General features: G+C 55.0%; 20 protein-coding genes. 9 read left to right on the top strand and 11 right to left on the bottom strand.

All coding sequences use genetic code 11. The annotated features are described in order from the left end of the window. Positions 1–33: 33 nt before the first annotated feature. A complete protein-coding gene (locus H142_RS0111985) occupies positions 34–1,242 on the top strand; it encodes an FAD-dependent oxidoreductase (protein WP_017932387.1) in 1,209 nt (402 codons plus the stop codon). 3 nt (positions 1,243–1,245) lie between these two features. Here the strand turns inward: H142_RS0111985 and ptsP are convergent, their stop codons facing one another. Both ptsP and H142_RS0111995 read right to left on the bottom strand, forming a co-directional pair. After that, positions 1,246–3,528 carry a phosphoenolpyruvate--protein phosphotransferase gene (gene ptsP / locus H142_RS0111990; protein WP_017932388.1) on the bottom strand — a complete coding sequence of 761 codons (2,283 nt, stop codon included), beginning with the start codon at positions 3,526–3,528 and terminating at the stop codon, positions 1,246–1,248. A gap of 23 nt (positions 3,529–3,551) precedes the next feature. Next, positions 3,552–4,799, bottom strand: coding sequence for an aspartate kinase (locus tag H142_RS0111995; RefSeq protein WP_017932389.1), 1,248 nt, complete (start codon positions 4,797–4,799; stop codon positions 3,552–3,554). Between the two features lie 114 nt (positions 4,800–4,913). Here H142_RS0111995 and H142_RS0112000 point away from each other — a divergent pair, with 114 nt between their 5' ends. From H142_RS0112000 to ubiG, 4 genes are all read left to right on the top strand, one after another. Beyond that, positions 4,914–5,606 carry a M50 family metallopeptidase gene (locus H142_RS0112000; protein ID WP_017932390.1) on the top strand — a complete coding sequence of 231 codons (693 nt, stop codon included), beginning with the start codon at positions 4,914–4,916 and terminating at the stop codon, positions 5,604–5,606. 98 nt (positions 5,607–5,704) lie between these two features. Then, a complete protein-coding gene (locus H142_RS0112005; RefSeq protein WP_017932391.1) occupies positions 5,705–6,145 on the top strand; it encodes a hypothetical protein in 441 nt (146 codons plus the stop codon). After that, positions 6,138–6,350 (top strand): helix-turn-helix transcriptional regulator, encoded by a 213-nt coding sequence (locus H142_RS0112010; protein WP_017932392.1) that lies wholly within the window; start codon positions 6,138–6,140, stop codon positions 6,348–6,350. The genes H142_RS0112005 and H142_RS0112010 overlap by 8 nt, the downstream gene beginning before the upstream one ends. A 77-nt stretch (positions 6,351–6,427) precedes the next feature. After that, positions 6,428–7,216, top strand: coding sequence for a bifunctional 2-polyprenyl-6-hydroxyphenol methylase/3-demethylubiquinol 3-O-methyltransferase UbiG (ubiG, locus tag H142_RS0112015; RefSeq protein WP_017932393.1), 789 nt, complete (start codon positions 6,428–6,430; stop codon positions 7,214–7,216). 65 nt (positions 7,217–7,281) lie between these two features. Here the strand turns inward: ubiG and H142_RS16890 are convergent, their stop codons facing one another. Genes H142_RS16890 through H142_RS0112040 form a run of 6 tightly spaced genes read right to left on the bottom strand, consistent with a single transcriptional unit; the run spans position 7,282 to position 11,368 of the window. Further along, the gene (locus tag H142_RS16890) at positions 7,282–7,773 is read right to left on the bottom strand and encodes a hypothetical protein (protein ID WP_156812021.1); all 492 of its coding nucleotides are present in this window, start codon (positions 7,771–7,773) and stop codon (positions 7,282–7,284) included. Between the two features lie 58 nt (positions 7,774–7,831). Beyond that, on the bottom strand, positions 7,832–9,043 hold the full coding sequence (locus H142_RS0112020) for a M24 family metallopeptidase (RefSeq protein ID WP_017932394.1): 1,212 nt from the start codon (positions 9,041–9,043) through the stop codon (positions 7,832–7,834). 33 nt (positions 9,044–9,076) lie between these two features. Next, positions 9,077–9,517 carry a DUF1178 family protein gene (locus H142_RS0112025; RefSeq protein ID WP_017932395.1) on the bottom strand — a complete coding sequence of 147 codons (441 nt, stop codon included), beginning with the start codon at positions 9,515–9,517 and terminating at the stop codon, positions 9,077–9,079. Then, the gene (locus H142_RS0112030; RefSeq protein ID WP_233341687.1) at positions 9,514–10,332 is read right to left on the bottom strand and encodes a carbon-nitrogen hydrolase family protein; all 819 of its coding nucleotides are present in this window, start codon (positions 10,330–10,332) and stop codon (positions 9,514–9,516) included. The genes H142_RS0112025 and H142_RS0112030 overlap by 4 nt, the downstream gene beginning before the upstream one ends. A 2-nt stretch (positions 10,333–10,334) precedes the next feature. After that, positions 10,335–10,586: a glutaredoxin 3 gene (gene grxC, locus H142_RS0112035; RefSeq protein ID WP_026148029.1), complete on the bottom strand. Its 252-nt coding sequence runs from the start codon at positions 10,584–10,586 to the stop codon at positions 10,335–10,337. Between the two features lie 26 nt (positions 10,587–10,612). Further along, positions 10,613–11,368, bottom strand: coding sequence for a ComF family protein (locus tag H142_RS0112040; protein WP_017932398.1), 756 nt, complete (start codon positions 11,366–11,368; stop codon positions 10,613–10,615). 38 nt (positions 11,369–11,406) lie between these two features. Between H142_RS0112040 and H142_RS0112045 the strand changes: the two genes are divergently transcribed. Genes H142_RS0112045 through H142_RS0112060 form a run of 4 tightly spaced genes read left to right on the top strand, consistent with a single transcriptional unit; the run spans position 11,407 to position 13,599 of the window. Beyond that, positions 11,407–12,282 (top strand): methyltransferase domain-containing protein, encoded by an 876-nt coding sequence (locus H142_RS0112045; protein WP_026148030.1) that lies wholly within the window; start codon positions 11,407–11,409, stop codon positions 12,280–12,282. Further along, positions 12,279–12,746: a YaiI/YqxD family protein gene (locus tag H142_RS0112050; protein WP_017932400.1), complete on the top strand. Its 468-nt coding sequence runs from the start codon at positions 12,279–12,281 to the stop codon at positions 12,744–12,746. Before H142_RS0112045 ends, H142_RS0112050 begins: the two co-directional genes overlap by 4 nt. Continuing rightward, entirely contained in the window at positions 12,746–13,174 is a 429-nt protein-coding gene (locus H142_RS0112055; RefSeq protein WP_017932401.1) for a YeeE/YedE family protein, read from the top strand. Before H142_RS0112050 ends, H142_RS0112055 begins: the two co-directional genes overlap by 1 nt. Further along, a complete protein-coding gene (locus tag H142_RS0112060; protein ID WP_017932402.1) occupies positions 13,171–13,599 on the top strand; it encodes a YeeE/YedE family protein in 429 nt (142 codons plus the stop codon). The genes H142_RS0112055 and H142_RS0112060 overlap by 4 nt, the downstream gene beginning before the upstream one ends. Here H142_RS0112060 and H142_RS0112065 read toward each other — a convergent pair. Genes H142_RS0112065 through H142_RS15670 form a run of 3 tightly spaced genes read right to left on the bottom strand, consistent with a single transcriptional unit; the run spans position 13,571 to position 16,201 of the window. Continuing rightward, complete coding sequence (locus H142_RS0112065; protein WP_017932403.1) at positions 13,571–14,029, bottom strand: (deoxy)nucleoside triphosphate pyrophosphohydrolase; 459 nt, start codon at positions 14,027–14,029, stop codon at positions 13,571–13,573. The genes H142_RS0112060 and H142_RS0112065 overlap by 29 nt on opposite strands. Then, positions 13,992–15,233, bottom strand: a complete 1,242-nt coding sequence (gene argJ / locus H142_RS0112070) for a bifunctional glutamate N-acetyltransferase/amino-acid acetyltransferase ArgJ (RefSeq protein ID WP_017932404.1) — start codon at positions 15,231–15,233, stop codon at positions 13,992–13,994. Before argJ ends, H142_RS0112065 begins: the two co-directional genes overlap by 38 nt. Further along, positions 15,230–16,201, bottom strand: a complete 972-nt coding sequence (locus H142_RS15670; RefSeq protein WP_017932405.1) for a peptidylprolyl isomerase — start codon at positions 16,199–16,201, stop codon at positions 15,230–15,232. The genes argJ and H142_RS15670 overlap by 4 nt, the downstream gene beginning before the upstream one ends. Positions 16,202–16,354 lie beyond the last annotated feature (153 nt).

Below are 16,354 nucleotides of genomic sequence, written 5' to 3' on the forward strand. Positions count from 1 at the left end.
CAGATTTTGTCAAAACGGGTTTGAGAGCTGTTTATGACCGACCTTGAAACACAATGCTGCATAGCCGGCGGCGGACCGGCGGGCCTTATGCTGGGCTATCTTTTGGCACGGCAGGGCGTTGACGTCGTTGTTTTAGAAAAACATGCCGATTTTTTGCGCGATTTTCGCGGCGATACGGTTCATCCGTCGACGCTTCAACTTTTTAATGAGCTTGGGTATTTAGACGAGCTCTTAACCTTGCCCCATCAAAAGACTGAGCGCATCAAAGTTACCGTTTCGGGACAGGAGTTCAGTTTAGCCGACTTCACACAGCTTAATGTGCCCGCGCCTTATATTGCGATGATGCCGCAATGGGATTTACTGGACTTTATCGCACGTAAAGCCCGTAAATTGTCAAATTTCAAATTGCTACAATCGACCGAAGCGACGGGCTTGATTGAAAACGGCGGACGCGTAGGCGGTATAACGGCCATAGGCGCCGGCGGGCCTGTCAATATCCGCGCAGATCTTTGCGTCGCGGCAGACGGCCGTAACTCTTGCTTGCGCGCCGCGTCCAAATTACCTCTTAAAGACATTGGCGCGCCCATCGATGTGTTCTGGTTCCGGCTCCCGCGTCAGGATGGTAACAATTCTGAATCCATGGGCACTGCAAATGCATCCGGTTTTTTGGTTCAGATCAACCGGGGTGAGTACTGGCAATGCGCGCTGCCTTTTTTAAAGGGGAGCGCCGATCACATTCGCCTTGACGGATTAGCTGCTTTCAAAACCCGTATCGCTGCAATTAAACCGCAATTAACGGCAGATGTCGCCGCGCTGAAATCCTGGGATGATGTCAAATTGCTTACCGTTCAAGTCAACCGCCTGACGCGGTGGTATAAAGACGGACTTTTATGCATTGGGGACGCCGCCCACGCTATGTCTCCTATTGGCGGCGTCGGCATTAATCTTGCCGTGCAGGACGCGGCGGCGGCAGCGCGTATTCTTGGCCCGGTGTTTAGCAGGGGGCGTCCTGAAATCCGCAATTTGAAAGCCGTGCAGGACCGCCGGGAACGCGCCGCGCGCATCACCCAGGCTATACAAATCACGGCCCATAAACGTGTATTGGTTCCCGCGCTAAATGCGGGCAAACATCTTGATCCACCCAAAATTCTAAAGGTTATAAATAGGTTTCCGCAGATTCAAGGCCTGCTGGCCCGGGCCATCGGCATGGGGCTACAGCCGGAGCACTGGCAAGATAAATGAAGGTTAAACCGGGATACCTTCGCCTTCGCAAAACTCAGCAATGGCGTTGCGCAGGCTGCTGACCGGGCTTTCAAAACGCAGCAATGGCTCAATGACGGATTTTAATTTGGCGGCATCCAGCGCCAAAGTCGCCGCTTTGACCGGCCCGATGCCTGTCACGGACATTGATAATGTATCAAAGCCCAGCGCGATGAGCGCGCAGGCCTCGAGCGGTCGTCCGGCCATTTCCCCGCATAATGAGATCGGCGTGTCATTGCGGTGGCAGCTATCGGCGATAAATTTAAGCATAGACAGCGACGCCGGATGAAGCGGGTCGTAGCGGTCGGAAACGCGGGCATTATCACGGTCGGCGGCAAAGAAAAACTGCATCAGATCATTCGCCCCGACGGAGACAAAATCGGCATAACGGCAAATCGCCTGCGTGGCCCAGGCCAAAGCGGGAGTTTCCAGCATAACGCCGATTTCGACCTTGCGCGGTAAGGAATGGCCCAATTGGCTGGCGCGTTGTAGCTCTCGCATGACCAGCGCTTTGGCTGAGATAAATTCGTCAACCGTCGCCACCATGGGGAACATGATGCGCAAAAGCTCGCCCTCGCCTGCGCTAATCAGCGCGCGGAGTTGATAGCGCATCAGGCCGGGGCGATCGAGCGCGATACGGATGGAGCGCCAGCCCAGCGCCGGATTTTCCTCGGGCACGGGCTCGCTATAGGGCAATATCTTATCACCTCCCAGATCCAGCGTACGGAAGGTAACGGGCTTGCCTTTGGCCGACTCTATGGCCTTGCGGTAAAAATCGGTCTGGGCCTGCATACGGGGCATAACCTCGGAGACCATAAATTGAAACTCTGTGCGGAACAGGCCGATCCCGTCCGCGCCGAAGCGCAGCAAATGCGGCATGTCGACGAGCAGGCCGGCATTAAGCTGTAGCGAAATAGCGCGTCCGTCTTTCGTGACGGCGGGGATGCCGCGCTGGGCTTCATAGACTTTCGCCATTTCACCCAACACGCCAAGACGCATGTCAAAACTATCGATCTGATTTTCCAGCGGGCGGATAAAGACTGTCGCCTGCTCGCAATCCAGCAGGACATTATCGCCGGTCTCAATCTGGTCTAACACGCCTTCGGCGCGGCCCAGAAGCGGCAGTCCCATGGCGCGGCAAATAATCGCCATATGGCTGCTGGGTGAGCCCTCTTCGAGAACAACGCCAACCAGTGAGTGCAGATCATAGTCCAGCAGCTCGGCCGGCCCGAGATCGCGTGCAAAGAGGATGGCATTATCGCCGGTTTCGCGCTTGCCGCCGTCCGGCATCTCACCCGAGAGCATACGTAAGAGGCGATTGGCAAGATCCTCCAGATCGTGGAGACGCGCGCGCAAATAGGGATCGCGGGCCTTCATTAACCGCGCGCGGTGCTCATTACGGACGCGTTCTACGGCGGCTTCTGCGGTAAGCCCGCTCTGCACGGCTTCGCGAAGACGCTCGACCCATTTGCGGTCATAAGCAAAAAGGCGGTAAGCTTCGAAGATTTCTTTGCTCGCCCGCGACAGGCTGGCCGCCTCGCCGGACACCATAATATCAACCGAGGCACGAAGGCGTGATATGGCCTGATTGAGGCGCGCTTCTTCCTCTTGGGGGTTATCGGCGATCAGCTTTCCGGCGAGAGTCGGCGCAACATGGAGATAAGCCTGCCCGCGTGTCAGGCCGCCTGAAAATGTTTTCCCCTTGAAATATTCCGGCTTGCTGGGGATCAGCGCAATACCTTTAAGTCGACGTTTAGCCCCGCCCGCACGCTCGTCTTCGACCGCGATCTCAGCCAGAATCATCGCCACGGTTTGCAGCGTTTCGACTTCGACCTCGTTAAAACTGCGCGCATTAATCGACTGGATGACTAAAACGCCAAGGGTCCGGCCGCCGCGCAATATCGGTACGCCGAGAAAGCTGCGGAACTTATCCTCGCCCGTCTCCGGCTTATAGGCAAACATGGGGTGATCTTTGGCTTCGGCCAGATTGAGCGGGCGCGCCGTATAGGCGACCTGACCGACAAGGCCCTGTCCGGATTCCAAACGGGTTTTATGCACCGCCACTTTGTCCAGACCTTCGGTTGCGCACAGCTCAAGCGAGCCGCCGCCGCGCTGCAGATAAATGGAGGCCACGTCCGCCTGCATATGCGCGGCGATAACTTCGACGAATTGATCCAGACGCGCCTGAACCGCGACCTCGCTTTGCATCAGCGCGCGAATACGGCGCAGCAATGCTAAAGTCGGTCCTACAAGCGTGTTTTCGGTCATAAACTCCGTCTTTAAATGTTGGGTTAAGCCTTGTTCAGCCCGAACGCGCCATGAAGCGCGCGCACTGCAAGTTCAGTATACTCAGCATCAATTAAAACGCTAATCTTAATCTCGGATGTGGCAATAACTTTGACATTTATATTGCGCTCGGCCAGGGCTTCGAACATGGTTTGTGCAACGCCGGTATGGCTGCGCATTCCGATGCCGACGATTGAGACCTTGCTGACCTTGTCATCATATTTAATGGCCTCGAAGCCAATATCGGCTCTGGAAGCTTCGAGCGTCGCCAGAGCCTTTTCGACATCTCGCTTACCGACGGTGAAGGTCATATTGGCCACATCGTCTTTAGACGAGATGCCCTGCACGATCATATCAACGATAATATTGGCCTCGCTCATGGCGCGGGTAATCCGGGCGACAATGCCGGGTCTGTCAGCCAGACGCAGCAAGGTGATCTGGGCTTCATCGCGGCTATAGGCGACGCCGCTGACGACACGTTCTTCCATATTTTCCTCCTCATTGCACACAATCGTGCCCGGGTTATGCGCGCCGGCGCCGGCCATGCTGGTCAGCACGCGGATCGGCAGATTATTATTCATGGCCAGTTCGACGCTACGCGTCTGCAGCACTTTGGCGCCTAGACTGGCCAGTTCCAGCATTTCTTCAAATGATATTTTATTGAGGCGAACGGCGTCGGGCACAATGCGCGGGTCGGTCGTATATATGCCGTCGACATCAGTGTAGATATCGCAGCGGTCAGCTTTGAGCGCCACAGCCAGCGCAACCGCCGATGTGTCGGATCCGCCGCGCCCCAGCGTCGAGATGCGGTCATCCGCTGTCAGGCCCTGAAAGCCTGCGCATACGCCGACCACGCCATCTTTTAATGACGCGTCCATATTCGGAGATTGAATGCCGGATATGCGGGCTTTAGAATAGGCAAAATCCGTGCGTAGCGGGATTTGCCAGCCCAGCCAGCTGCGCGCTTTGAGCCCGCGGCGACGTAGCGCAATGGTCAGCAATCCGGACGTCACCTGCTCGCCGGAGGCGACAACGACGTCATGCTCATCTTCAATATCATCGCCATCAAGACTATCTCCCGCCAGTGCGTCGACAAAGGCGACCAAACGGTTGGTTTCTCCGCTCATCGCGGAGACCACAACGGCCACCTCGTGACCGGCGCGGATTTCATCCTCGACTAAACCCGCCACATTCCGGATGCGGTCAAGGTCGGCCACGGACGTGCCGCCAAATTTCATAACAATACGGGCCACGTGATGCCTCTATACCAAACAGCTGGCCTTTTAGCGCGATAGAGCCATTTATCAACCGCAAGATAGGCTGGCGACGAAGATTGACCTCAATCAAGCCGCGCGCCACAGACAGATATGGCTATTACGATTTCACCCCGTCAAAATTTGATCCTGCGGACAATCATTATCGCCGTGCTTTATTTCACTATAAGCGAGCTGGGCGGTATGTGGGGATGGCGCATACTCTATCCGATACGTCTTTTCGTGACGTTCCTTCATGAATTCGGTCATGCCTTTGGCGCAATTATATCCGGCGGCGCGGTGGAGCATATCCGCATAGACCCGAATGCAGGCGGGCTGACAATGACGCGGGGCGGAAACGCGGCGATCATCATTATGGGGGGCTATATCGGTAGCGCGCTGTTTGGAAACATCCTTTTCTATATTGGCGCCGCGAAGCCAAAATGGGTGAAGCCCACTCTGGCCATTGTTATCACGCTGATGCTCCTAACAGGGTTTATCTGGTATAATTCGCTCTTCACGACGCTGATCTTATGCGCGTTCTCCGCGCTGCTTTTCTATCTCGGTTTTAAAACCAAATTTGGCCGCGATGCGCTGATGCTGCTTGGCCTCGCCAGCATAATTTATATTCTGCAGGACACGGGATCAGGACCAAGTTCTGATCTGCGCGCATTTGAGCGTGAAATGCGGTTTATTCCCGCTACGGTCTGGATGCTGCTCTGGCTTGCCGTCGCGCTCGGGCTGCTTGCCTTTAATTTTCGTCTTTTATTTAAACGCGAGAAGACCGCCAAAGCTGGCGAGATTTAAAGTCAATTCCGCAAATTTCTTTTTTCGCGTAATGTAACCTTGACGTTACACTTAAATTCGGCTTATAAGTAACTCACAGGTTACACATGGAGTAAGAGATGACTACCGATATTGAACGCCTCTCGGCGCGCCGCAGCTTTCTGTTGATGTTTACTGCCTCAGCCTTTTTAATCTGGCAGGTTCCGGGCATGGATTTCTTTAGCCGTATTGCGGACGGTCCGATGCAGGCCATAGATTTAATCGCCCTTAGTGGTGCCTTTCTCTGGATAATAGCCCTCCTCTGGCTTTTGCTGACACAGCGCAAATATTCAAAACTCAGCGCGGATGAAAACGCTATGCTCGAAGATGAGCTGGTCAAAGCCAACCGCGTCAAATCGCTCATATTTGGCTATTGGGCGATGCTGGTTGTGGCGGTCATCATGTTTGTCGCAGGACTGGCTTGGAAGGCTACAGGATTTGACGCCGCCCATATGGTTATTGTCGCGGGCGTTGTGGTTCCCATGTACAGCTTTGCGTGGCTGGAACGCCGCAATGCCTGATCATGACAAGCTCTCCAATCAGTTAAAATCATTGCGCGCCCATGCAGAGCTGACGCAAGCGCAGCTGGCGGTCAAAGCCCGCGTCAGCCGCAAGACAATTAACACGGTGGAAAACGGCGTTTTTATTCCGTCCACCATTCTCGCCCTGCGGCTGGCGCGCGCGCTTAACGTCAATGTTGAAGATATTTTTCAATTGCCGGATTAACACCCTGTCGCGGCCAAGCGCCTCATTGATTTGCCTTCTCAGTGCGCCTACCTATTGGGCGTATTAGGAGTTTGGCTATGACCCACGCAACCACTGCCCCCGAAAAATTATCAACGGTGTCTGTCGATCCGCGCGAGATGGAGAGTTTTTCGCGCATGGCGGAAAATTGGTGGGATCCGACCGGGCCGTTCAAGCCGCTCCATGTCATGAACGGCGCGCGGCTGGGTTTTATCCGCGATACACTCTGCGCGCATTTTCACCGTGACCCCAATGCGGTCCTGCCCCTCAAGGGGTTGCGGATATTAGATATTGGCTGCGGCGGCGGATTGCTAGCCGAGCCGGTCTCTCGCCTTGGCGCGACTGTGGTCGGCGTCGACGCGCTGGAGAAAAATGTCAAAACCGCTAAAACTCACGCCATAGAAACCGGAGCGGATGTCGACTACCGCCACGGCACGATTGAGCAAATGGTAGGCAGACTCAGCCAGAGCGGCGCGGACGCGCCCTTTGACGCCGTACTGAATATGGAAGTGATCGAACATGTTGTCGATCCGGCCGAATTTATGAAAGATTGCGGCGCTATGGTCAGAGAGGGCGGCGTCATAATCTGTTCGACCATTAACCGCACGGCCAAAGCCTTTCTGCTCGCGATTGTCGGCGCAGAATATGTCATGCGCTGGCTCCCGCGCGGCACGCATCAATATGACAAATTAGTCAAACCCGCCGAGATCCAAAGCTATTTGCGCGGCGCGGGCCTCACCCCCCAGCCCAGCGTCGGCATGACCCTCAACCCGCTCACGGATAAATGGTCATTTTCCAATGATCTGGGGATTAATTATGTGACGGTGGGAATTAAGGGTAGCGAATAAGTTTTGGTGCTCAAACACGCTTCTAATCTGAAATCGAAATCATATCTACACACGGCCGGAACGCTTTAGATAGCACCGCTTTTACATCGCTCTGCAATGATGCGTTCGAGTTCTCCATTTCCATGGTAAAGATAGCTCCAATATACTCGCCTTCCGTCAATAGATTGAAGATAATTATATTGAGTGGCGGTTTGCCCACGCGATGCAACGTCACTCCATTCTATGGTCGTTCTTCGCAATCCCAAAGTTGGCCCGAATAGGCGACATATTCCCGTTATACTGTTTTCATCCCAAGTTACATCATGAAAGGAAAAGAACGATGGAGCCATAAACCCACCAATACAAATTCCTAAAATAAAAATACCAAAACCTAATGAATGCTCGCCACCTAACGACGCCAAGAAAATACCAGAAATCGCAACACTGAGTCCAAAGACAATAGTTATAATTGCCAATGTTTTGCCGGGAGTAATACGTCCTCTGTCGCCCGACAGTTCTACGGGGTTTGAATTGCGCGCGTGTTTTGCAATCCAGGAGATAAGTAGTCTGTCAAACATATATCAATCAATTTCTTTCGTTAGTTTTAGATAAAGAATTTTCCCACAGTCTTCTTGCCTAAACCCCAAACGGATCATCGATGCTTTTGCTTGGCTGCGTGAACCAAACGGGGCCGTTATTATCCATGTAAAAATGATCCTCTAACCGCACGCCGAATTCGCCGTATAGGCAAATCATCGGCTCGTTTGAAAAACACATGCCCGGCGCGAGCGGGGTCTGATCTCCCCAATTTAAATACGGCCATTCATGAATATCCAGACCGATGCCGTGGCCTGTGCGGTGCGGCAGGCCGGGTGTTTTATATCCCGGCCCAAACCCGCGCGCGTCCAGTTCAGCGCGGGCAGCGAGGTCCACGGCGGCGCAAGGCGCGCCGATCTGCGCCGCGTTAAACGCTCTGATTTGAGCGGCCTTTTCAGCCTCCCAGACACTGCGCTGTTTGTCGCTTGGCGCACCGAAAACATAGGAGCGGGTAATATCAGATAGATAATCATGAAGATTACAGCCCGTATCAATCAGCACCATATCGCCCTCTTCGAGCGGCTTTGGCGATTTGACGCCATGCGGAAAAGAGCTGTCGGGGCCAAACAGAATAATCTTGAAAAACGACCCACCCGGCGCGCCGACTTTGCGGTGCGCGGCGTCGATAAATTGCCCGACTTCCGTCGTTGTTATGCCCTCGCGCAGCATAGAGGCCGTGGCTTTATGCACAGCAATGGTCATGTCCTTGGCGCGCTGCATCAAATCCAGCTCGGCGCGGGATTTAATCATGCGGCAGGCCGCTGTGATGCTTGCCCCATTGGACAAGGTTAAGTCCGGCGCAGCTTTGGCGATCCCATCAGAGACGAAAAACGGCGTGGCTTCATCTATGCTGATTTTTCCGCCAGCAATACCGCGCGCGCTTAGCAATTTCGCCGTCAGGGCGTAGGGAGACTCGTGCTCCTGCCATCCGGCGACTTCGCCTTTGACGGTCATAAATTGTAGCAATGTGCCTTCTTCGAAGGCCGGCGCGATAAAGACAGGCGGGCCATCGCGGTAGAGTAGCGCGCCGACCATGCGCTCGGAGGATTTCCAGCGCATGCCGGTAAAGTAATATAGCGATGTTCCGGCGTGCAAATAAAGCGCGTCCAGCCCGCGGTCCGCCATTAGGCTCTGCGCCTTGGCGATGCGCGCCTCAAATTCATCCAGACCGATGGGCTTCACGCCTGCCGTCATATCGGATAATATCGCTAAAGCCTGCTCCGCGGTTTTCCCGCCAACACCTATGGTCATAATATATCCTATTTAAGGGCGCGCATGGGCGCGTTAATTTAATTTTTTATCGGCATCCGGCACAAATATGTTCGGCAGGGGCGAGACGTCAATGCCTTCGTCTTTTAGCGCCGAAGATTCGTCGGGCGAAGCCTGTCCGTAAATTCCGCGTTCCTGCTTTTCGCCATAATGAATGGCGCGCGCCTCTTCGGCAAATTTGTCGCCGACATTTTCGCATTTATTAGCGATTTCTTTGCGGATTTTATCGGCGGCCGCATTCATCATCGACATGGCTTTTTTCTGGGACTGCATCATGGCCTCTTGTTTGCGCGCCGTCGAGATCGCGGGTGCCATGATTGCTTTATCAATAGTCTTATCTGCGCAGATCGGACAGATTAAAAGGCCTGATTTTTTTTGGTCGTCAAAATCACTGCCGCGTGAGAACCAGGCTTCAAAGACATGTTCCCGCTCGCATATCAGGCTATATTTAATCATCTCAGAGCAGGTTTTGGGTCAAGCGACCATGCGGGGATTTTAGCCCGCGCCGCGTCTACCTCGTCCAAGTCGACCTCAGCCGTCAAAATTCCCGGCTCGTCGTGATCCAGCGCGGCAATAATTTTGCCCCACGGGTCGATAATCATGGAATGGCCGTACGTCGTGCGCCCGTCTTCATGGGCCCCGCCTTGGGCCGGCGCAATAATAAAGGCCCCGGTCTCTATGGCGCGGGCGCGCAGCAATGTTTCCCAATGCGCCTGTCCCGTCGGCACGGTAAAGGCGGCAGGAACGGTGATGATTTGAACGCCTTCGCGGCCGTAATGGCGGTAAAGCTCTGCAAAACGCACATCATAGCAAATGGAAAGGCCCAGCTTGGCTACGGGTGTATCAATGATTTGCGGCTGCGACCCGGCTTCATATATCGCGCTCTCGCGCCATGTTTCTGTGCGGCTAACCGTGACATCAAACATATGTATTTTATCATAGCGCACGAGAATTTTGCCGTCCGGCCCGAACAAAAATGAGCGGTTAGCCGCGCGGCCCTCGCCGACTTTGACGGCCAGCGAGCCAATGAGCAGTGTGATACCCAGCGCTTTGGCCAGCCCTGCAAAAGCCGGAATGAGCGGGTCGTCATTTTCAGTTTTCACCCTGTCCCAAAATAATTTGGGTTTGCGCTGCAACAGTCCCGTCATTTCAGGGGTGGCAATAAATGTTGCGCCGCCCGCCGCCGCCTCTCGAATAAGCGTCTCCGCCGCCGCCAGGTTGGCAGCCGGATCCACTCCGGAGCGCATTTGTATGGCGGCGAGTTTTAGCACAGCTAAGCGGCCAACAATTGATCAAGCTTGCCGGAGCGCTCCAGCGCCGCCAATTCGTCAGAACCGCCGACATGTTTGCCATTGATAAAAACCTGCGGGAAGGTGTTGCGGCCCGAGCGTTTATTCATTTCGGCGCGCTTTTCTGAGCCCGTGGCCGGAATATCGACGACATCCACGCCCTTGCCTTCCAGAAGCGCCTTAGCGCGGATACAGAACGGACACATATACATAGAATACATTTCTACTTTAGCCAATTTTTTCACTCCTTAAATTTCCATTATTATGTGGGCACGCTTTGCGGATTAACAACCCGCGACAGCGTCAGCGCGTCAACCCGCGCAGCCCCTGCACGTTTAAGCGTTTTGGCACAAGCGTTCAGCGTCGCGCCCGTCGTATAGACGTCGTCAATCAGTATGAAATTGCGGCCTTTGACGGCCTGGCTCGCGCTGGCGCGCACGGCAAATGCGCCCGCCACATTGCGCTTACGCCCGCTATAGCTTTTGCCGCCCTGACTGGCCGTGGCTTTCACCCGCTGCACTATATCCGGCAAGACCTCTAAATCATTGGCTTTTGCAATGGCCCGCGCCAAGATCAGAGATTGATTATAGCGCCGGGCGCGCAGTCGTGACGGGTGTAGCGGAATTGGGATCAGACCTTCGCAGCCCGCAAATAATGCGCGTCCGGCGCGCGACACATGCTTTGTAAACACGGCAAGCCCCTCCTGCCGCCCGCCATGTTTAAACGCGAGCACAAGTTTGCGGCTGTCATTATCGTATTTAAAAGCCGCGCGGGCGCGGTCATAGGCCGGGCGCTTTATCTCACAGCGGCCGCACAATACATCCAGCCCCATATCGTAATCAAAGGGGAAGCCACAAGCTACGCAGCACGGCGCATCTAGAAAACTTAGATGCGCCCAGAGCTCGGCCTCAATACCGTGCGCGCTCGCCACATCTCCGGTAATGAGCGAACGCGGCGGAAAGACCGTATCGAGAAAGAAACTAAAACCTGCAGCGCTTATCCGTTTTACGCGGTTCATCTCTTCCCTTGGCGTCATGGACAGGCCATATCAAATTTATGGCCACGCCCCAACATATCATTTTTGACCGCAATCTGGTCGCGCTGCGCCGTAAGCGCGCACAGAAGCAGGGCGGGCTGTCCTTCCTTTTGACCCGCTGCGCGCAAGACGCCGCCGAACGGCTGCTCGATATAAACCGCAATTTTGACCGTGCTTTATTTATCGGCGATGTGCGGGCCAGTCGCGCCGTGCTGGGCGCCCTTCCGGATGATAAAGTCAGAGACGTCACCTTTGCCGATCATCTGCCCAATGATCAAAAGAATGTGCGCGCGATTGATGAAGAGCATTTACCTTATGAAGCGCCCGAATTTGATCTGATCGTCAGCCTGCTAACCCTACATCACTGCAACGATCTGCCGGGCGCATTGGTGCAGTTTCGCCGCGCGCTTAAACCGGACGGCGTCATGATCGCCGCCATATTTGGCGGGCAGACCCTGACCGAATTGCGCGGCGCACTCTACGGGGCGGAGACGCAGATTTACGGCGGGATTACGCCGCGCATTGCGCCTTTTGCTGATTATTCACAGGCCGCTAATTTGCTGCAGAGGGCGGGCTATGCCCTTCCCGTCATCGACAGTGACCGCGTGAGGGTCAATTATAGGAGTCCAATGCGGCTGCTGTCCGATTTGCGGGATTTAGGCGAAACCAACGCCCTTACCCAGCGTAGCCGAAAGCCTGTCTCGCGCGCCTTTATAGCGGCGCTGATGTCGCACTACGCCCTGCTTGCCGATAAAAGCGGTAACCATCCCGCAACATTTGAGATGCTCTGGCTAACCGGATGGGCGCCGCATGAGTCACAGCAAAAACCGCTCAAACCCGGTAGCGCCAAAACCCGCCTCGCCGACGCGCTGGGCGTAGAAGAGATAAAATTGTGACCGACCTGACTCTTTATATTGACGCGGATGCCTGCCCTGTGCGCGATGAATGCTACAAGGTGGCGGAGCGTCACGGCGTTCCCACGGTTGTTGTCGCCAATAGCTTTATCCGTATCCCGCAAAGCCCGCTGATCAGCCGTCAAATTGTCTCCGACAGTTTTGACGCTGCCGATGATTATATTGCCGAACGGGCAAATGCACGCAGCGTCGTGATCACCGCCGACATTCCGCTGGCGGATCGCTGTATTAAGGCCGGCGCGCAGGTGCTGTCGCCGACAGGCAAAGCTTTTGACGAGAATAATATCGGTAGCGCTCTGGCCACGCGGGCGATAATGAACGATCTTCGCGCAGGCGCGGAAATGCCGACATTTGGCGGGCCGCCGCCTTTTACCCACCGTGAGCGCAGCGCTTTTTTACAAAGCCTTCATACAGTTCTAGAACGATTGAAACGGGAGCATAAATAATGGAAAATTTTACGCCGATTTCCGCCACACTTGGCGGTATGTTGATAGGACTGTCCGCGCTATGGCTGATGGCGGCTAACGGGCGAATTGCGGGCGTTAGCGGAATTCTAGGCGGCCTCGTCACAGCGCCCAAAGGCGAACGGCGCTGGCGTCTCTGGTTCCTGACCGGACTGATTTTAGCGCCGCTTTTACTTACATTTATACGACGTGATTATTTAGAGATTCAGTTTCCAGTAACCGGGACGCTGCTGATACTGGGCGGCATATTGGTCGGCATTGGCACGCAAATGGGGAGCGGCTGCACCAGCGGACATGGCGTGTGCGGCATAGCCCGTTTTTCCGCGCGCTCGCTTGTGGCGACCATCACCTTTATGGCCGCGGGCGTGGTCATGGTTGCGATATTGCGCAGCGCTGGAGTCTTATCATGAACCGCAGTTTCAGCGCCTTGATTGCAGGCCTTTTATTCGGCGCAGGCCTGACGATATCGGCTATGGTTAATCCCGCAAAAGTCATCGCCTTTCTGGATATTTTCGGCAATTGGGATCCCAGCCTCGCTTTCGTCATGGGCGGCGCTTTGCTCGTGACAATTCCGGGTTATTTTGTTTTGCGCAAAAAAGAAAAGCCGCTTTTAGAAGAGCAGTTTTTCTGGCCTGAAGCAACGCAGGTTGATCGCAAGCTTATTATCGGCGCGACGCTATTCGGTATGGGATGGGGACTATCCGGTCTATGTCCCGGTCCGGCCATTGCGAGCGTCGGCGCATTTGAAATCAACAGCTTGATTTTCCTCGGCGCGATGTTAACGAGCGCCTTTGGCTATCGCTACATCAGTCAACGTAACGCGTCCCGTCCTTGAGACGGTGGGATAATTCCGCCGCCAGATCGACATCGGCGGGAACCCAGTTCACATCATTAAGCTTGCTCGGCCAGACCCATTTGATCGCCTGTCCATCTTGGGGCCGCGCAATGCCGTCCCATTCCCGGCAGAGAAAAAGCGGCATTAAGAGATGCATGTCCGGATAGTCAAATGAGGCAAAACTAAAGGGTTGCAGGCAATGATCGCACGGCTCGATTAAAAGTTCCTCGCGCAGCTCGCGGGTCAGCGCCTGCTCCGGCGTCTCGCCGTCCTCGACCTTGCCGCCGGGAAATTCCCATAGCCCGGCATGGGATTTGCCTTCAGGGCGCTGCGCAATGAGCACGCGGCCATCCCGGTCGAGCACAGCGCCGGCGACGACGAGCATGAGGGGTTTAGCTTCGGTAATCGGCATTGATATCAATATATCCATGGGTCAGGTCGCAGGTATAGATGGTCGCCCGACCCTCACCCAAACCCAGATCAATATTTAGCTCCAGCTCAGCCTTTTTCATATAGGCGCTCCCGGCCTCTTCGGAGTAACTATCTGATAGCTGCCCTTTTTCGGCCAGAATATGCGGGCCAAGCGCCACAGTCAGGCGGTCACGATCCGCGGGCTCTCCCGCTTTTCCGACCGCCATGACAATCCGGCCCCAATTGGCATCTTCGCCCGCAACCGCGGTTTTCACCAGCGGCGAATTAGCAACTGATTTTCCGATAATATTTGCGCTGTCATGACTGACTGCGCCGATCACATTTACGGTGACAAATTTGCTTGCGCCCTCACCGTCTTTGACAATTTGTAGCGCGAGATCGAGCATTAAATCCGATAATGCGGCTTTGAAATCATCCAGTCTGGGGTCGCTGGCATTATCTATTCTCTCATGACCCGCAGCGCCGCTGGCGGCCAGCAAGACCGTGTCCGATGTCGAGGTGTCGCTATCGACCGTAATGGCGTTAAAGCTGTTGCGTGTGAAGGCCGCCAGCATGTCCTGCAGCGCGCTTTGGGACAGGGCGGCATCTGTCGCAATATACCCCAGCATGGTGGCCATATCCGGCGCGATCATGCCCGAGCCCTTAGCGATACCGTTAAGTGTTACCGTCACGCCGTCCACATTGGCGGTCCGCGTCGCGCCCTTGGCATAGGTATCCGTGGTCATGATGGCGCGGGCCGCCGCTGCCCATCCGTCATTTCTCATCGCTGCAATGACCTCGGGCAATTTGGCGGTGAGTTTCGAGGCGTCAAGCGGCTGGCCGATAACACCGGTCGAAGACATCAGCACCCCTTCGGGCGGCGTCTTAAAAGCGTGACCCACATCACGGGCGGTTAGCGCGACCGCGTCTTTGCCCTTTTGCCCAGCAAAGACATTGGCTGTGCCGGAATTGACAACAATCAGCCGCGGCGCATTACGACAATCGCAATGCAGCGCGGCTTTGGAGTGATCGACGGGCGCGCCGGGGCATTTATTTTGCGTAAACACGCCTGCAACCTGCGTTCCGGCAATGCCGCGCATGATCCATAAATCGGTCCGGCCTTTATAACGAAATCCCGCTTGCGCCGTCGCCATATCGAAGCCGGCAATCGGGGGGAGGTCAGGAAAGCTTGCCGGAGCAAATGGCGAAATTTTGGCGCTCAATTGTCCGCGCTCTCGCTTTGATCCGGCTCAGCTTGATCTTCTTGGCCTTCATCTTCGGGCGTGGCCTCATCATCCATGTCCTGGTCAGCATCATCCGCCGCGGCTTTAGGGTTATTATCGGCCAGATATTCAATCGTGGAGCCATCGCGCAATTCTGTAATCAGCTTTTCAACTTCGCGATATGTCAGGAATTGGCGAACTTCATCGCGCATTTTATCATAGCTCGGGACGGGCGTTTTGCGGCGATCCTGCACCTTGATGACATGCCAGCCAAATTGGGTTTGCACAGGCTCAGATGTTGTGCCGACCTCGGTGGCAAAGGCGCGCTTTGAAAAAGGGGCGACCATGGCTTCGGCTTGGAAGTATCCCAAATCGCCGCCTTGGGCGGCGCTCCCGCGATCCGTTGACAGTTCTTCGGCCAGCGCGGCAAAGTCCGCCCCGCTTGCCAGTTTCTGCTTAACCGCATTGGCTTCGTCCAAAGTGGGAACAAGAATATGGGCCGCGCGCACTTCGTCGCCGCGCTGGCGCAATGTAATCTGTTCTTGGTAGAATTTTTGCGCTGCACCTTCTGTCACAGTGCGCTCAATAAAGTCTTCGAGTGCGACATTGCCCAGCAGACGTTCGCGCGCCGTTGCAATGCGGCGACGCACCACCGCATCGCGGTCTAAACCGTCCGCTGACGCCATACGCGACAACAGACGCTGATCAATAAGCTGCCCGAGTAGAGTCTGGTATTGGGGATGCGCCGGCGCAAATGTCTCGCCCGGTTCAATAAAACCTTTGGTCTCAGCTTCGCGGTTCAAATCGCTTTCATAAATAAAGGTTCCGTCTACGCTCGCCACGGCTTTATCACCTGTGCGGGTCACCGTCATGTCGACAGAGCCGTCATCGCCGCCGGATCCGCCACAGGCCGTTAGGCCCAAAGCAGCAGCAATTAAAAACGTTTTAAAGGAGAGGTTTGCAGTCATTTTAAGGCCCTAATTTTACGGTTTTGATAGAATTATAACAGTGGGAGCGCATTGACTTAGACCACTGCCATTCCTAAGTCACGAGCAAGATTTATCAAGACGGCGACTTCCGTCAGCTAACAGGGATATCGCGCCCGAAGCGGCGGCGAAAAA

It is taken from the genome of Robiginitomaculum antarcticum DSM 21748, assembly GCF_000365025.1.
GTDB lineage: Bacteria > Pseudomonadota > Alphaproteobacteria > Caulobacterales > Maricaulaceae > Robiginitomaculum > Robiginitomaculum antarcticum.

What these genes read in the sequence shown, in the direction of transcription:
- H142_RS0111985 (WP_017932387.1), top strand. Translation starts at nt 34, where the DNA reads ATGACCGACCTTGAAACACAATGCTGCATAGCCGGCGGCGGACCGGCG.
- ptsP (WP_017932388.1), bottom strand. Translation starts at nt 3,528, where the DNA reads ATGACCGAAAACACGCTTGTAGGACCGACTTTAGCATTGCTGCGCCGT.
- H142_RS0112000 (WP_017932390.1), top strand. Translation starts at nt 4,914, where the DNA reads ATGGCTATTACGATTTCACCCCGTCAAAATTTGATCCTGCGGACAATC.
- H142_RS0112005 (WP_017932391.1), top strand. Translation starts at nt 5,705, where the DNA reads ATGACTACCGATATTGAACGCCTCTCGGCGCGCCGCAGCTTTCTGTTG.
- H142_RS0112010 (WP_017932392.1), top strand. Translation starts at nt 6,138, where the DNA reads ATGCCTGATCATGACAAGCTCTCCAATCAGTTAAAATCATTGCGCGCC.
- ubiG (WP_017932393.1), top strand. Translation starts at nt 6,428, where the DNA reads ATGACCCACGCAACCACTGCCCCCGAAAAATTATCAACGGTGTCTGTC.
- H142_RS16890 (WP_156812021.1), bottom strand. Translation starts at nt 7,773, where the DNA reads ATGTTTGACAGACTACTTATCTCCTGGATTGCAAAACACGCGCGCAAT.
- H142_RS0112020 (WP_017932394.1), bottom strand. Translation starts at nt 9,043, where the DNA reads ATGACCATAGGTGTTGGCGGGAAAACCGCGGAGCAGGCTTTAGCGATA.
- H142_RS0112025 (WP_017932395.1), bottom strand. Translation starts at nt 9,517, where the DNA reads ATGATTAAATATAGCCTGATATGCGAGCGGGAACATGTCTTTGAAGCC.
- H142_RS0112040 (WP_017932398.1), bottom strand. Translation starts at nt 11,368, where the DNA reads ATGAACCGCGTAAAACGGATAAGCGCTGCAGGTTTTAGTTTCTTTCTC.
- H142_RS0112045 (WP_026148030.1), top strand. Translation starts at nt 11,407, where the DNA reads ATGGCCACGCCCCAACATATCATTTTTGACCGCAATCTGGTCGCGCTG.
- H142_RS0112055 (WP_017932401.1), top strand. Translation starts at nt 12,746, where the DNA reads ATGGAAAATTTTACGCCGATTTCCGCCACACTTGGCGGTATGTTGATA.
- H142_RS0112060 (WP_017932402.1), top strand. Translation starts at nt 13,171, where the DNA reads ATGAACCGCAGTTTCAGCGCCTTGATTGCAGGCCTTTTATTCGGCGCA.
- H142_RS0112065 (WP_017932403.1), bottom strand. Translation starts at nt 14,029, where the DNA reads ATGGATATATTGATATCAATGCCGATTACCGAAGCTAAACCCCTCATG.
- H142_RS15670 (WP_017932405.1), bottom strand. Translation starts at nt 16,201, where the DNA reads ATGACTGCAAACCTCTCCTTTAAAACGTTTTTAATTGCTGCTGCTTTG.